Here is a 14,291-nt window from a genome sequence, read left to right as displayed (position 1 = left end):
CCGGTTGCCGCTCAATGCTCGGACGAGAACAAGCCCTGATGGATCAGGTCCAACGCAAGAAGGCGGGCTTGGCTGCGAGACCAGTACCTGCCTTGACGCAGACGACCGATCAACCAGTCACGTGGACCGAGCTGAAGTCGGATCTCTGAGGACATCAATGTGTCAGGCGCGTGCTGCAAAAGGGCATGGACCTGCTCACGATCGAGCGCAGCCTGGGCGCCAGCAGTCAGCCGAACAAACTGCCACACCCGGTCGCCATCGGGTGTCACAGCGCATGGGATGCCGTGGACTTCCACATCCTCAAGCTCGGAGATGATAGATGCAATGCTTCGCGCGAACGCGTGGATGCGAGGGTCTGCCTCATCAATCAAGGCCAAAGCGCGAGCCTTGGAGGCCGGATATGGATTCTCAAATTCCAGGGCGTCAGCGATGAGCTCCTCGTCAAAAGACGAAAGTTCGTAGATTTCCGCGACCAGCTTGTTAAGCGAAGACCAGGACGGCTTGCCACTCTTGAGGTCCGCAGCCATTTTTGAGATGAGACTTTCCTGCGCTGCTGTCAGCTCGGTACGTGGAACCACCGGGAAGTTGAGGAAGTCGACCTGGTTATAGATATCGCGTTCGACACCGAACTTCGAGCTCGTCATCAATGTCCAATACGCCAGCAGGTCGGCATATGACAACACGTACAGGTAGTCGGCCTCAAACGCTCGATTTGATGGGATGGTCATCCCGTAGAACGAGCGGCTGAACACCACGTCGCTGTCACAGTAGATGGCGCCACGATGCACAGTCTGCTGCTTGGGCGCCTCTCTGAACAGCAGAAGGGGCCCTCGATAGATGTCAGGGTCACGAGGCCACTGGAACTTGAGCTCAGGATGGCGCGACTCGATTTTCGACAGTTGCCTTGTATTCACGACAAGCGTTGGCTTGTCAGCAGCCTCTAGCACATACTGGCCACGAAGATGCGCGGCATACTGAAGCTCCTGCTCGCCTGGAATGAAGCCCTGCCGGAGCCCGAGATGAAGCTCGTCCAAGTACTCCTTCATCGGGATGCGCGGAACGCGATGGATCCGCCCGATTAGTTCGAGGTCGAGCGCACTGCCCCGGGAGAGCGATTTGAATGCGTGAGGATCGTGGACTGCCAGTTCCATCGGCACAGGAATGGCGGCCTTTGGATCGAGACGGATCTCCCGTCGTCTGCCAAGGGCCGGCTCCCGCCGAGGCGAGAGGAAGTAGAACGAGTCGGCCGGCTTTGACGGTAAATTGATGGACACCAGCGCACAAAATGGCTGACTATTAGACGGCCAGATTTTCGGCTCCTGGCGCACATGCATCCCGTTCAAGATGCCAGTCACCCGTGTCATCGAGAACCAATGCCGACGAGCTTGTGCGGTCTCACTGCTGAACAGAAGTCGTGCATGGACGAGCAAACCGATCACGCCCCCGGGCTTGCACCACTGGGTTGACCGCCACATGAAGGCGAGGTCCGGCCACTGGTTCGGCACAAGGCTCTTTGCACCTTGGGGTGCCTTCTCGTCGGCAGCGTAGGCCGTCCGGTCCAGGTCTTTTTTCAGACGACCCGGCAGCCTCGTCCAAGGAGGATTGGCCAAAACGATATCGTACGGCCCCATCGAGCGTAGCTGCATGCTCAGACTTCCAAGCTCTGCGTCCTTGGCCCCATTGAGATACTTCTCATCCACGCACCTCAGTGTCTTGTCAAATAGACGCTCGAACCGCAGATCGCTCAGCGGCTGCGGCTCGGGGTCCAGCTCCAGTGCAGCAAGATAAAGGCTCAGTGCTGCGACCTTGATAGAGATCGGATTGATGTCCAGTCCGCACAGCTGTTTCGTCAGGATCGCACGGATCGTTCCCCGCTTCGGTCGGCTTCCGGTGTGCATCCACGTCTCGGCGACGAGCCGGCGAAATGACAGTACGAGGAATACCCCAGCACCAACTGCCGGATCTAGCACCGTGACTTCATGCCGCTTCTCTTGAGCGGTTGCGCCGAAGACCCCATCCACAACCAGCTCAGCAATGGCGCGCGGCGTGTAGTGAATGCTGGTCTTCTTCGCCTTCGCAGGCATGTAGCGGTGCGCAAAGTGCTCGTACACCTGACTCAATACATCCACGGGAATGTGTTGAAAGCGCAGGCCACCCCAGTCCAGTGACAACTGGCCGTCGTAGGAGCCCACCATGACGTTAGACAGGATGTCGCAGACCTTGGAACCAGCCGTCCCAAGCGCGTGCATCAGGCCTTCGTAGTCCTTCGACCGTAGTTCCAGGAGGTCGCCGTTAAATACTTGATCCAGCCACTCGAAAGTTCGGACTAGGGCTTGAGGATTTTCGAACAACTGATCAGGCCTGACGGCACCTCGGACGATGGCATCAAGGTCAGAGCTTCGAACGATGTCTCGATCCGCCAGAAATCGCGTGAATAACGCACGACCGATCAATGACAGCACCTCTTCGTCGCTTAGTTCCGTCTGACTGCAAGCCTTGCGAAGCGCGTCAGCCGACCGGGTCAGCAGCTTGAACAGCAAATCGTCAAGCCAGAGGCGGTCCACATCCTGTTCGTCACCGCCTGCTGCGTCGTTGAGCAGCCCACGCAACCCATTCGGATCTGACATCTCGACGGTTGACTCGACCGTGGGCATCGCGCCTTCCGCGTAGAAGCCCACTCGGTAGATGGTTGTCGAGCCAGCGTTAATCACTGCAAGGTATGCGGCGTCGGCTCGACAAGCCACGGTGCGCATCAACTGCGCAAGCTTCTGGCCTTCGATCGGGCCGGCCAGCAGCTCCCTTCGAACTACGTAAACCGCAGCTTTTCCGGAGACCTCCACGGCACCTTCGGGCAGCGGCTCCGCAACAACACTCGATCGTTCGCCGGGCAGCAGGTCCATGTACCGCAGATGCCGGGCGGACGCTTTCTCACCAAAGTCGACGATTGACTCTGGCGGCACGCAAAGCCTTTGCAGAGTGTTAACCAGTGCGCCGTGCATTGGGCTGCTCTACAGAAGGTGAGGGCACCGCCATCAGGCCGAACGGAAGATGCGACTGGGGGCTGGGCTCCAGCCCCACAAATTCATAGACAGCGCGCCAGATCGGCGCTGAATCGATAGTCAGCGATACGGCACCGTCAATCTCGGTGCCAATTTGCCAGAGGCCGTCGACTTGGTTCGCAAAGTAACGTGTCGGCATGGTGTTTGAAGCGGCTGGAGCATTCAGCAATGCGTGCAGGTCGGCTGAGAAGCAGGCAATGGTTCGCAGCGGCATTTCCAGCTGCTTGTGGAGCATGGCCACGATGCTGAAGAACGCAAGATCGCTGATGGTGAAAGTCCGCGCGGTTCGAGCCTGGGTAGGCGACTCACTGAATGGCGGGAGCGTGCTGAGCCAGCGCTGGACATCAGTGCGACTGACGCCCAGTAACTCGCGTATATGCACTGCTTGATATTGAAGTCCTGCCATTACACGAATTATAGGCAGTACTGCACCAGATTTGATGCAGTACTGCGCGGAGATTTGGCTGCGACAGACGCAGGCAGGACTTGAATGCGCCCGGCGACGTGACTTTCCACTTGCGGAAGCAAGCGGCCCGCGCCGAACTGGTCCTGGCGCTGCAGGCCTGGGTGGAGATGGTTCGATCGCCCGTCGACGAGGGGCGCGAGCACCCTTGAAGGTGAGCCGGGCCGCGGGAGCATGGCTGCATCCCACCCGATGCAGACAGGAGGCACCGTGACCGATACCCCCCACCCGAGTCAGCCCACCTTGCCGATCCGCCGGATCGTCCAGGGCAGGAACCCGCGCACGTACTTCGATCCCGACAAGATGGCCGAACTGGAGGAGGGCATCCGCGCCGTCGGCGTGCTCGAACCCATTGTCGTGAGGCCGATTCCGGGCACCGACCGCTACGAAATCATCGCGGGCGAACGCCGCTGGCGTGCCGCCAGGAACGTATTCGGAGACGGCTACGACATGCCCGTGGTCATCAAGGACGCCAGCGACGAGACCGCCGAGGCCATGTCGGTGATCGAGAACTATCACCGCGAGGACATGTCACCCGCCGAGGAAGCCCATGCGGCCCAGCGCCAGCTCCTGCGCCAGCGCGGCGACAAGGAGGAAACCGCCCGCCTCATGGGCTGGTCGCCCGACGTGCTGGAGCGGCGGCTGGCGCTGCTGGCCTGTACGCCTGCCGTGCTGCAGGCGCTGACCAGCCGCACCATCCTGCTCGGCCACGCCGAACTGCTCTCGGGCATTCCCCCCGACAAGCAGGACACCGTGCTCGAGGGCATCCTGGCGCAGAAGGTGCCGGTGGCCGTGCTCAAGGCGCAGTTGGGTCGCTATGCGCGTCGGCTGGCCGATGCGATCTTCGACACGGCGCAGTGCGGCGGCTGCGCGCACAACTCGGCGCGGCAGGCGGGCCTGTTCGCCGAATCCCTGGGCGAGGGCTACTGCCAGCACCCGAGCCATTTCGAGGAACTGACCTTGCAGGCGGTCCAGGCCCGGGCCGATGCCCTGCGCGACGAGTTCCCGGTCATCCGCATCGTGAAGGCGTCCGACGGCTTCACGCCGCTGCCGCTGACAGCCGAGGGCGACCTGGGTGTCGGTGCCCCGCAGTACACCTCCTGCCAGGGGTGCCAGTCCTTCGGCTGTTCGGTGTCCGCGATGCCGGGCAGCTACGGCGAGGTCACACGGTCGCTGTGCTTCGATGCCGCATGCAACAGCCAGAAGGTCGCCCTGTGGCGCAAGGCGCAGCGCGACGCGCAGGCGGCAGTGGCCGAGGCAGCGGGCAAGGGGAGTGCGAAGGCTGGCAAAAGGAACAAGAGCGCTGCGAAATCCGCAGCCGTCGCACCAGCGAACCAGACCCCGCAGCGCGTGGCGGCGCACCGCCTGACGGAGTGGCGCAAATGGCTGGCCAAGGCCCTGATGGCCGAACCGCAGCGCAGCCAGCGCGTGCTGATCGCCCTGGCGCTGGCCGGGCGCGGTGCCGATCTGCGCGAGGCGCAGTTCCGCAACGCCTTCGAGCGGATTGCGGGCCAGCCCGGACGTGCTGGTTTCGGCGTGCGGGGCGGGCTGCAACGCGCGGATGCTGCACCCGAGGCGCAACTGGAGCGGCTCTTGCAGGCCGCCACCGCGTCCGCCGCCTTCGGCGTCAGCACTAGCGACCTGGAGCTTCTCCTGAACTACGCCGAGGTCGATGAAGGCCGGTACTTCCAGTGGGACAAGGCATTCCTTGACCTGTTCACGATGAGCGAGCTGGAGAGTCTCGCGGCCGAGGTGGGGTTGAAGAAGGCGATGGGCTCGGGCTTCAAGGTGGCGCGCTCGGGCAAGAAGCAGGAGTTCATCGCGGCCTTGCTCAAGGTGCCGGGGTTCGCCTACCAAGGCACCGTGCCCGCCGTGATGTGCTATCCGCGCCAGCCGATCCTGGCCGATGAAGCGCAAAACGGAAGCGGCGAAGCGGATGAAGTGGAAGGCTCCGAGACCAGCGGTGCCGTAGCCGAACCGCAGCCAGAACCGGCCCTGGTCTGATGCCGGGGCAGCCCCTGGACAGCAGGGGAGCCGGTTCTAGCATGGTCTGGACGGCCCCGCACGGGCCATGTCCCCCCATTCCCCCAAGGAGCATGACATGACGATGTTCGAGGAATTGTTCGCGCTGGCTTGCAGCGCCACGCTCACCATGACGGTGAGCGCCGACGAGAAATCCGGCCGCCTGACGGTCAACGTGATTCCCAAGCCCAGGAAGGACGCGGGCGAGCCCGCGCTGGCCCAACCCCTGAGCCTGACGGCCACCCCGCAGGAATTCGACGCAGGCTTCATCGACGCGCTGCGCGGCTACCGCGAAGTCCGGCGCAGCCTCGCACAGCAGGCCGAGGCCACCAAGGAAGTGATCGAGGCGGCCAAGGCGGCATCGGTCAAGAAGGCCAGTGATGCGACGGCCAAGGCCGCAGCGCCCAAGTCGCCCGCCGCCAAGCCCGCCCCGGCATCCACGGCCACTGCCAGCCCGGCCCTGCGGGACGATGACGATGGGGTGGACGGCGGCGGGGAGGCCGCGCCGCAGCCCGCGACGGCGGGCAGTGGCCAGTCCTTCGACCTGTTCGGATGAACCGGCGCAGCGCCCTTGCGCCGGTGGCACACGGCGAGAGACTGAGTGCAAGGCCATCGCCGTGGTGGCCGCATCCGAACCCAAGGAGTTATCCCCATGTCGATCGAAGTCACCCCCATCGTGCGCACCTTCACCTACAACGGCATCCTGCTGCCGGACGTGCCCGGCCTCGCGCCACGCGAGGTGCGCGACCTCTACAGCGCCCAGTTTCCCGAACTCGTCAGCGCCGAGGTCGAGGCGGGCGAGGTCGGCAACGGACGGCAGGACTTTGTTTTTCGCAAGGCCGTGGGCACCAAGGGCGCGGGCACCCATGACGCCGTGCGGCAAGCACCATCCGGCCCACGCCTCGCGGCGCTGCTGGAACGTGTGCAGGCCGTGGAGCGCGGCAACCTGGGTGCGACGGGCAAGCTGTCCCGCGCCTTGTCGCGTCGCAGCGTGCAGACCCGTTCGTCGGCCTGGAGCCAGTTCGCGCACCGGATGCTGGAGGAGCAGCACCACGCCGCCTCTGTCCACCGGGCCAGCGCCACCAGCGACATGCTGGTTCCACTGCCATGAAGGCGCTCACCGTCTTGCCCTGTTCGCCGTTCCTGGCGTTGCCGGGCCTGGGCGCAGGGGTGCCGCTGACCGTCGCATCGAACTCCCAGGCTCGGGCCAACGCGGCGCTGTGCCGCTTCCTGATCGAGGCGGGCGCGGTGCGCGAAGGGGACTTGCCGGAGAGTGAGTCCGACCCGCTCAAGGCGTGCGAGCGCGCCATCGATGCCTGGGTCAAGCGGCAGGTCGGGCCGCTACAGTGCCTGGAGCCGCGTTTCGCGGTCGGTGTGCTGGATGAGCATGGCCACCGCCCGGCGATGCGCGGCGAGCGGCAGACCGCCTACGCCCAACTCGACGTGTACTGGTGCGAATACCGCGAGGCGGAGTGGGCCGTGGGCGAGGGCCTGGAGGCGCTCAATGCCGCCATGCCGCACCTGGGGGCCACGGTTCTGCAAGTGCTGCGCGACCAGAGTCGCCATGTGTACCCGCTGTTCACCCCCGACATCGCCTGCGACGTGGCGTCCTACGTGTACTGGCAGGGCGAAATGGACGAGGAAGCCGCCCTGGACATGATGTGCGAGGACTGCGACGAAGCCGAACGCGACGCCATGCGCGAGGAAATGGTCACGCGCGGTAAGCTGGATGCTTCCTACCCCGAGTGGGCGCGGAGCTGGCTCTCACTGCCCGGCAAGGGCGAGCGGCGGTTCAAGGGCAAGAAGGCGTGGAAACCGTGCAACCTGCGGCATGCGGCCAAGACGCTCACCGACCCGCGGATGCGCCAGATCGCCGCCGATGCGCTAGTACAACATCCCTGAAATACATTTATGTATTTCAGGATTCAAGATAGGACGCCAGGAGAGTGGCGACGAGCTCGGCGGTCTGCTTCAGGTCGGCAGCGGGGGCCGGCAAAGGCTCCCAGCGGCCGGTGTGGCTGCGAAACGCTGCCGTGTACTTGTTGCGAGCGACCTCGCTCAAGCGTGCCACGGTATCGACGTCGTCGTCGCGGTGCATCTGGATCAGCAGGTGCTTGCCATAGGGACGCACATGGGCCGCGGTGCGGCCGGTGAATTCGGCGAGATGGCGCTGCAGCTCAGCGGCGCTTGCTTGGGCGAGGGGTGTGGGCATGGCGGGTGAACCTCCTGGGTTCGCCAGTTTGCAGCTCGAAGCCGGCGAACGTCCACTTGAACGGCTTGGGCGAGACGTTGCGCTGTGCGATGAAGGCCTCGGTGCGCTGGCGCAGATGCTGGGTGGAGGTATGGCTGGCGTGGCGCAGGACGCGGCGCGAGTAGATGCCGAACAGCAGTTCGATCTGGTTGACCCAACTGGCATGCAGCGGCGTGAAGTGAAAGACGAAGCGCTCACCGTGCCGGCTGTTGAAATCAGCCCACACCGCCTGCGCGCGGTGCGTGTTCAGGTTGTCCCAGATGACGTGCACGGTGCCCTGGGGATAGGCGCATGCCACCTCCTCCATGAAGGCCACCAGATCGTCCTGGGTGCGTCTGTCGGTGCAGCGGCCCAGCACCCGGCCGGAATGCACGTCCAGCGCGGCCGTCAGCGCCTGCGTGCCATGCCGGATGTACTCGAATTCGCGGCGGCGTGCGCGCCCAGGCTGCGGGGCGCGGTCGGCATGCTTGCGCTCGATCGCCTGGATGCCGGTCTTCTCGTCGATGCTCAGCACCACCGAACCCAAGGGCTGCTGGCGGTACAACTCACAGATGGCGTTGACCTTCTCGCGAAACTGCGGGTCAGGACTGTGCAGCCACTGCCGCACGCGGTGCGGGCGCACATCGCCGGCTTGCAAGATGCGCTGCAGGTGACTGCGGCTGATGTGCGGCACGACCCCGCGCTGCACGGCGCGCTCGCACAACTCATTCAGCGTCGGCGTGGCCCGGCCAAGACCTTCGGCCGGCTCGCACGCCAGGGCCAGCAGTTGCAGCCGCTGCGCGTCAGCGATGCGCCGCGGTCGCCCGGGACGCTGGACCTCACGCAGCCCCGCCATGCCTTGGCTCGCCACGCGGCTGCGCCACTTCGACACGCTGGGCAGCGACAGGCCCAGCGACGCAGCGATCGCCGCCGTCGTCAGACCCTCGTCGGCCATCAGCGCGATCTTGGCTCGCACGACGTCGCGCTGGGCTGCCGTGCTCTGGCGCACCAACGCTTCGAGCGCCTCGCGCTCCTTCTTTGACAGCTTGACAACTTGTGCTCGACGGCCTCGCCTCATGAGGCGTCGAGCTTACATCAAAAACCCCTTATAGAAAACATATTTACGGGATGTTGTACTAGTGCTGTCGCGCCTGACGATCACCGACGAGTTCCGGCCCGACATGGACGGCGAGTACATCGGCTTCGGCGCGGTGCTGTCCTGGGACGAGGGCGATGTGACCACGCGCATCTACGACGACCTGCTCCAGATGGAGCATCAGGCTGAGTTCTGCGACCGCATGGGCGAGGCGCAGATTCCGATGAACGACCCCGGTGCGCTCGGGGCGTGGTTCCACCGCATGGGCCAGCGCTTCAAGGCGATCGGACTGATCGACCGCTTGATCCACGCGCTATCCGCTGGACACTGACAGCAGGTGGTCATCGAAGATGAGCGAAGCGGAGTTTTCTATCCACACACCCACGGACGACGTGCTGACGCTGGATCAGGCCGTGCTGCTGTACCACGGACGCTCGGGTGGCGCGCTTGCCACCGTGCATGAGGTTCTGACCGTGGACGGTGCGCCGGTCATCGGCGCGGGACGGGCCATGACCGCCCAGGCGGCGCGGGAACTGGCCTCGGCCTTGCTCCAGCGGGCCGCGCACGGCGGCTTTCTGCCGGAGACGGTGCTTTACGTGCATGGCGACGTGCTGGTGTGGTGGGCACCACCGGCGCGCAGGCATATCGCGTTCCGCGTGGGCACCGACCATGCTGAATCCTTCGGCGGTGGCGAGCGCGGTGAGGCGGTGCCGCTGCCGGGGTTGGTTTTCGGGGCCTCCAGCCGAGCGTGGCGGGTGTGGGCGGTCAAGGGCAGCCGCCGCCCGACGCTGGGCACGCCGCTGTTCCAGGCTCCGTTCTTCAACGTCAATGTCCACGGCCACATCTGCCAGGGCAACGTGCCGGTGCCCGAGGGAACGACCGTGGAGAAGATCGGTGCCTGGAACGATGCGTTCTTCCACTCCTACTTCACGCACCCCAACGTGGCGGGCAAGCTGCTGAACTACCGGGGCGGTTCCTATGCATTCTGGCGCGACATGCTGAACCAGCGCTTCAACCGCTTTCCCGAACGGGTGCTGGTCGATACCAAGACCACGCTGGGCCAACTGCTCGGCGAACCGGAGGCCCCATGATGCACACGATGGACCCCAGGGACCAGGCCCTGCTCGCCGCCTGTCCCGTGGTGGCTGCTCCGCGCTTCGGCGCGCTGCCGGACATGGCCAACGGCCAGCGCATCGTGGTCGCCCGCAATGGCTGGTTCGTGCAGACCCGGCTGGACTGGCTCGACAGCATCACCGCCTTGGGGCTGGAGCCCCCTGCGATGCGCCTGCCCTACGGGGAGGTGGAAGAGCGCTTGCGGTTCAGCTTCGGGCAATTGCCGATCAGGATGATCGAGGAATTCGTGGCCCATGCGCGGGAGCACCTGCCCGATGAGGTCGCCGGGGCGCTGATCTACTCGCGCAGCACCGGGCGGCTGCGCTTGGCGATCTGCGAGGCCGAACGTGCCTCGCCTGTGCGCATCGACTACCGCAGGCCGCCGATGGCCAGTGACGAGACGGTAGCGGTGGACTTGCACACGCATGGCCGCGGCCCGGCCTTCTGGTCGGCCGACGATGACCGGGACGACCAGGGCATCAAGGTGGCCGGGGTGTTCGGGCTGCTGGACCAGCCCGCGCCGGTGGCGTGCTTCCGGCTGGTGATCAACGGCCTCTACAAATCACTGCCGCACCATCCGTGGCAGGGGCCGCAGGCGCTGGCATCCATGTCGGATGAAGGGGAGCCCGGTGCAGGCCGCGATGGCTGGGCGCTGCGCTTGGTGCGACGCTGGCACCGCGCTTGAAAGCCATCCTCCCCGCGAGAAACTGACGGCAGGACATGGAACTGGAGACGCTGGTGGAACACCTGATTCATCCGAAGTTGCTGGAAAGCCGCGTTGCGGTGCATCTGGTCGGCGTGGGCGGCAACGGCGCGCAGATGGCGGCGTGCCTCGCGCGCCTGGACATTGCGATGCGCGCCCTGGGCCATCCCTACGGCCTGCACGTTACCGCCTTCGACGCCGACCGCGTCAGCGAAGCGAATGTCGGGCGGCAACTCTACAGCGCCGCCGACATCGGCAGGCACAAGGCGTTGGTCACCATCCACCGCCTGAATCAGTTCTACGGCCTGGACTGGGACGCCCTCCCGATGCGCTACGAGGAGCATGTGAATGGCCAGCGCTACTGGGCGGGCACGGACATGCTGATCAGTTGCGTGGACAGCCGCTCGGCGCGGGGTGCGCTGCACCGCATTGCTTGGAGGGACACCAGCCGCTACCGCTACTGGCTGGACCTGGGCAACACGGAAGCCACGGCGCAGGTGGTGCTCGGCCAGCCCGAAGGCGGGATGGCATTGGACCCGCGGGCAACGGGGCCGCGGCTGCCGTGCGTGACTGAACTGTTTCCAGAACTGCTTGACGACACGGCACCCGAGGACAACCAGCCGTCCTGCTCGGTTCGCATGTCGCTGGCATCCCAGGGGCTGTTCGTCAACGACGTGGCGGTGCGCTTCGCGGCGCAACTGCTCTACGAACTGTTTTCCAGGGGGCGGCTCGCGCAGCACGGGGTGGTGGTCAATCTCGACTCCAAGCGCGCAGGCCCATCGAAGTTGATCCGCGCACCTGGGCGCGCTTCGGGTTCTGCCATGAGGGCAGTGAATCTAACCAGTCCGAATCCAGGACTATCACGGAGGCAGAAGCCGAATGAGCATGCAGCAATGGAATGTGCGCGTTGTGCGCGACGGAGAGGCCGTCCATATCGGAAAGGTGGGCGAGTCCACCGAAGCACTGGCGCGCTGCGCAGCGTTGTCGCGCTTCGGCCTGTCCGAGGACGAAGTGGAAGCGGGCGGAATACGCCCGCGCGGCGCGGCGATCTATCCCGACGAGGACTTCGACGTATCGCCGTCACTGTGATTGACTGGCCGGATGGACTCCCAAACCGAGCCGGATGCATACTTCTATAGACTCGCAGTGCGGTTGGGTCACCATGCCTTGCCCCGCATGACCGCGCAATTCCGCGCACTCAATATCCAGAGACTGCTATGGTTCGCAAACGGACGGCTCTAGAAATCGACGCAGAGATTGCCAAGCTGCAAAGGGAGCGGGAGGAAACCCGCGTTGCAGAGAAGGCAGGGGTGGTTGCCCGCATGAAAGAGGCTATCGCCTATTACGGCATCACGGCCGCCGACTTGGGATTGGGCGGTGCCTCGCGCAAGGCGTCCGGTAGTGCCAAGAAGCCCAGTCCCGAAGCTGGTCGCGTCAAGTTCAAGGACGATGCGGGCCACACATGGTCAGGCTTCGGCCCCAAGCCCCGATGGTTCGCCGAGGCGCTGGCTAGCGGCAAGACCGAGGCCGATCTGCGCGTCGCCTGACACGGGTTTTTCAAAGGAGGGCAGTTGGGCCTCGGCTGCCCATGGGTTGCTTCGGCAGTACCGCCCCTATATAGGCCCCGGAAGCCCTGGCCCTTGAATGGCCGGCCCGCTCGGACACGGCCAGCCGTGCCGCACGGTCCACATGGACGGCCACGGTTCCGCCCCCGCGCACGGGCGACGGCACGCCTGCAATGCTTTCGTACAGATCGTTCACATTGCCATGGCGCAGTCCATGCCCCGTGGTGCCCGCCAGACGTTTCGTGATTCCGAATTTCTCCAGAGCGTAGTCGAGTCGGCGCAGATTGCGCTTCAGGTCGAGCGCTGGGTGGCCCAGGTGGGCGTCGCGGCTGGTGACCAGCGCGCGCGCCAGTGCCACCGATGCCCGCTGCTGCTCCGTTTCCAGCGCAATCCACCGCACGCGCCCACCCTTGCCCTTGATCCATACGTACTCATCCGCCTTGCGGCGCTCGGCAGGCAGGCCCGTGTCCTCGAAGGGCGCGACGTGCTCGAAGGGGCGGAACATCACCGATTCCTTGCGCCGCAGCGCCAGCGTGTGCATCAGCCGCATCGAGGCCGCGATCCGTGCGTCGTACTGCGTGACCTGGGCGAGGATGGCTTCCACATCGATGCCGTGCGCGCTCCAGCTTTTGTCGTGCTGGGCGTACTCATGGCGCTGGTATTCCTCCAGGCACAAGCCATAGCGCACCGGAAGTAGCACGAGGCCGGGCTTGTTCATCCAGGATGCCAATCCGCGCAGGAAAGACAGGTAGGTCTGAATTGTCGCGGGTGCCAGATGCTCGCGCTGCCACACCTGCACCATCGCGTGCAGATGCTTCTGCCCCAGGTTGCGCGGATCCGGCATGGTGTGGAAGCCAGCTTTCAGCTTGAGGTCGAGGAAGAAACGCCGCAGGAAGCGGGCGCGCTCGGCGCGGGTCTTGTGCGAGACGGTTTTCTCGCGCGCCGTGTGCCGGGTGTTGAACAGCTCGATCAGTGTCTCCAGCACGCGCATGGGATCGGCATGGCCGGGCCGCAGTCGGGCGAGGATTTCCTGGGGTGTTTTGTCTATCCAGGCTTGCCGGCGCGGCCGATCTGTGCCGGGTATGCGCCTCGCGCTGATGGGATTGGTTGACTGAGTGGAAGGGTTCGTCATGGTGCTTTCCAAATCAAAGGGGACAACACGCCGCCCGAACGGCGCACTGGCAGGAATCCGGGAAGGTCGGCACCAGCGACGGATTCCGTCAGCCGCTGGTGCGGGAGGTCGATTCATCACGGCGGCGCACGCGACCACGGCATGCGCCACCGACCCAGGGGTTGCGCCAGCCACATGCGCGTGCAGGGCCAGCTCGGTCGGTCTTAAAAATGAAAACGTGTGATCCGGCTCCGCATATGCATTTCTGCAACGGCGGAGGCTGGTGACGCACTGCTGCCTCGAGGGCAAACAGTCGCATCGGCGCCGAGATCAGGTCTCGCGCTATCTGGTGGATCAATCCTGGAATTCGCAGCGCCATCCGCGCGCATGGGTCCGCCCCTGAGCGAAAGTCCAGGGCGGTGTCGAGCGTTTGAGCGGGGACAAGCGGGGAGCCCCTTCGGGGGCAAGCACAACCGCTTGCGGCGTGAAACACGCGTGCTCAGTAATGGCGGGATCGGGAGCCGGCATCGGGTGCCAAGTCGGGAGATCGATGGCCTTGACGCGCTTCTGGGAGCGCCCAGCCACAGGGCTGGCGAAGGTCATAGGCAGATGCACTACGAAAGAGAACCTCGGGGCGGTCGCCTCGGGGGCGACGGCCACCCCGGTTCAGGACCGGGGCTTGAAGGGCAGGTAACGACTGCGACGCCTTCTGCTCCTTGATGGAGCGGGCCAAGGTTGGCCCTCGGGAACCTGTAGTGGATGACGAAAGGGGCTTGCAGGTCAATGCAGGCGTGGCAATGCGACGGCATGAAACCTGGGTTGCCGGTGGCGCTTGCGCCGACGCGACGGCCTGATAGGGGCCATTTAGTGTCCCGCAGGGCGGCAGAGCGAGGCTGCATGCGGGCTTGACAGGCGAACCGCCTGCCTCT

Annotated in this window: 14 protein-coding genes; 9 read left to right on the top strand and 5 right to left on the bottom strand. The window is 64.8% G+C overall.

Annotation, left to right across the window (positions count from 1 at the left end; all coding sequences use genetic code 11):
* Window positions 1-11 precede the first annotated feature (11 nt).
* Window positions 12-2,999, bottom strand: coding sequence for an N-6 DNA methylase (locus ALIDE2_RS13795; RefSeq protein ID WP_013722327.1), 2,988 nt, complete (start codon window positions 2,997-2,999; stop codon window positions 12-14).
* On the bottom strand, window positions 2,980-3,465 hold the full coding sequence (locus tag ALIDE2_RS13790; RefSeq protein ID WP_148262971.1) for a hypothetical protein: 486 nt from the start codon (window positions 3,463-3,465) through the stop codon (window positions 2,980-2,982). Before ALIDE2_RS13790 ends, ALIDE2_RS13795 begins: the two co-directional genes overlap by 20 nt.
* Before the next feature lie 267 nt (window positions 3,466-3,732).
* On the opposite strand from ALIDE2_RS13790, the gene ALIDE2_RS13785 reads away from it, so the two are divergent.
* The 4 genes from ALIDE2_RS13785 (at window position 3,733) to ALIDE2_RS13770 (ending at window position 7,446) form a co-directional block, all read left to right on the top strand.
* Window positions 3,733-5,526, top strand: coding sequence for a PRTRC system ParB family protein (locus tag ALIDE2_RS13785; protein WP_013722326.1), 1,794 nt, complete (start codon window positions 3,733-3,735; stop codon window positions 5,524-5,526).
* Between the two features lie 97 nt (window positions 5,527-5,623).
* On the top strand, window positions 5,624-6,100 hold the full coding sequence (locus ALIDE2_RS13780) for a PRTRC system protein E (RefSeq protein WP_013722325.1): 477 nt from the start codon (window positions 5,624-5,626) through the stop codon (window positions 6,098-6,100).
* A 96-nt stretch (window positions 6,101-6,196) separates the two neighbouring features.
* A complete protein-coding gene (locus ALIDE2_RS13775) occupies window positions 6,197-6,655 on the top strand; it encodes a PRTRC system protein C (RefSeq protein WP_013722324.1) in 459 nt (152 codons plus the stop codon).
* Complete coding sequence (locus tag ALIDE2_RS13770; RefSeq protein WP_081471088.1) at window positions 6,652-7,446, top strand: PRTRC system protein F; 795 nt, start codon at window positions 6,652-6,654, stop codon at window positions 7,444-7,446. Before ALIDE2_RS13775 ends, ALIDE2_RS13770 begins: the two co-directional genes overlap by 4 nt.
* Before the next feature lie 16 nt (window positions 7,447-7,462).
* On the opposite strand, the gene ALIDE2_RS13765 is transcribed toward ALIDE2_RS13770, so the two are convergent.
* Entirely contained in the window at window positions 7,463-7,756 is a 294-nt protein-coding gene (locus ALIDE2_RS13765; RefSeq protein ID WP_013721274.1) for a hypothetical protein, read from the bottom strand.
* On the bottom strand, window positions 7,722-8,852 hold the full coding sequence (locus ALIDE2_RS13760) for an IS630 family transposase (RefSeq protein WP_013721273.1): 1,131 nt from the start codon (window positions 8,850-8,852) through the stop codon (window positions 7,722-7,724). Before ALIDE2_RS13760 ends, ALIDE2_RS13765 begins: the two co-directional genes overlap by 35 nt.
* Window positions 8,853-8,913: 61 nt before the next feature.
* Between ALIDE2_RS13760 and ALIDE2_RS13755 the strand changes: the two genes are divergently transcribed.
* From ALIDE2_RS13755 to ALIDE2_RS13735, 5 genes are all read left to right on the top strand, one after another.
* Complete coding sequence (locus ALIDE2_RS13755; protein WP_041700940.1) at window positions 8,914-9,201, top strand: PRTRC system protein F; 288 nt, start codon at window positions 8,914-8,916, stop codon at window positions 9,199-9,201.
* A gap of 19 nt (window positions 9,202-9,220) precedes the next feature.
* Entirely contained in the window at window positions 9,221-9,961 is a 741-nt protein-coding gene (locus ALIDE2_RS13750; RefSeq protein ID WP_013722323.1) for a PRTRC system protein B, read from the top strand.
* The gene (locus ALIDE2_RS13745; protein ID WP_041701524.1) at window positions 9,961-10,668 is read left to right on the top strand and encodes a PRTRC system protein A; all 708 of its coding nucleotides are present in this window, start codon (window positions 9,961-9,963) and stop codon (window positions 10,666-10,668) included. The genes ALIDE2_RS13750 and ALIDE2_RS13745 overlap by 1 nt, the downstream gene beginning before the upstream one ends.
* A 35-nt stretch (window positions 10,669-10,703) precedes the next feature.
* Window positions 10,704-11,825, top strand: coding sequence for a PRTRC system ThiF family protein (locus tag ALIDE2_RS24510; RefSeq protein ID WP_238530018.1), 1,122 nt, complete (start codon window positions 10,704-10,706; stop codon window positions 11,823-11,825).
* A 78-nt stretch (window positions 11,826-11,903) separates the two neighbouring features.
* Window positions 11,904-12,233 (top strand): H-NS histone family protein, encoded by a 330-nt coding sequence (locus ALIDE2_RS13735; protein WP_013722320.1) that lies wholly within the window; start codon window positions 11,904-11,906, stop codon window positions 12,231-12,233.
* Between the two features lie 10 nt (window positions 12,234-12,243).
* On the opposite strand, the gene ALIDE2_RS13730 is transcribed toward ALIDE2_RS13735, so the two are convergent.
* The gene (locus ALIDE2_RS13730) at window positions 12,244-13,383 is read right to left on the bottom strand and encodes a phage integrase N-terminal domain-containing protein (RefSeq protein WP_013722319.1); all 1,140 of its coding nucleotides are present in this window, start codon (window positions 13,381-13,383) and stop codon (window positions 12,244-12,246) included.
* Window positions 13,384-14,291 lie beyond the last annotated feature (908 nt).

The organism is Alicycliphilus denitrificans K601, from assembly GCF_000204645.1.
In the GTDB taxonomy this organism is placed as follows: domain Bacteria; phylum Pseudomonadota; class Gammaproteobacteria; order Burkholderiales; family Burkholderiaceae_C; genus Alicycliphilus; species Alicycliphilus denitrificans.
The sequence above is the reverse complement of the archived record's forward strand: the minus strand, read 5'-3'. Positions and strand labels throughout refer to the sequence as shown.

Excerpts from the sequence above, each read along its gene's own strand:
- ALIDE2_RS13780 (WP_013722325.1), top strand. The coding sequence starts at position 5,624 with ATGACGATGTTCGAGGAATTGTTCGCGCTGGCTTGCAGCGCCACGCTC.
- ALIDE2_RS13735 (WP_013722320.1), top strand. The coding sequence starts at position 11,904 with ATGGTTCGCAAACGGACGGCTCTAGAAATCGACGCAGAGATTGCCAAG.
- ALIDE2_RS13775 (WP_013722324.1), top strand. The coding sequence starts at position 6,197 with ATGTCGATCGAAGTCACCCCCATCGTGCGCACCTTCACCTACAACGGC.
- ALIDE2_RS13790 (WP_148262971.1), bottom strand. The coding sequence starts at position 3,465 with ATGGCAGGACTTCAATATCAAGCAGTGCATATACGCGAGTTACTGGGC.
- ALIDE2_RS13745 (WP_041701524.1), top strand. The coding sequence starts at position 9,961 with ATGCACACGATGGACCCCAGGGACCAGGCCCTGCTCGCCGCCTGTCCC.
- ALIDE2_RS13750 (WP_013722323.1), top strand. The coding sequence starts at position 9,221 with ATGAGCGAAGCGGAGTTTTCTATCCACACACCCACGGACGACGTGCTG.
- ALIDE2_RS24510 (WP_238530018.1), top strand. The coding sequence starts at position 10,704 with ATGGAACTGGAGACGCTGGTGGAACACCTGATTCATCCGAAGTTGCTG.
- ALIDE2_RS13730 (WP_013722319.1), bottom strand. The coding sequence starts at position 13,383 with ATGACGAACCCTTCCACTCAGTCAACCAATCCCATCAGCGCGAGGCGC.
- ALIDE2_RS13795 (WP_013722327.1), bottom strand. The coding sequence starts at position 2,999 with ATGCACGGCGCACTGGTTAACACTCTGCAAAGGCTTTGCGTGCCGCCA.
- ALIDE2_RS13770 (WP_081471088.1), top strand. The coding sequence starts at position 6,652 with ATGAAGGCGCTCACCGTCTTGCCCTGTTCGCCGTTCCTGGCGTTGCCG.
- ALIDE2_RS13765 (WP_013721274.1), bottom strand. The coding sequence starts at position 7,756 with ATGCCCACACCCCTCGCCCAAGCAAGCGCCGCTGAGCTGCAGCGCCAT.
- ALIDE2_RS13760 (WP_013721273.1), bottom strand. The coding sequence starts at position 8,852 with ATGAGGCGAGGCCGTCGAGCACAAGTTGTCAAGCTGTCAAAGAAGGAG.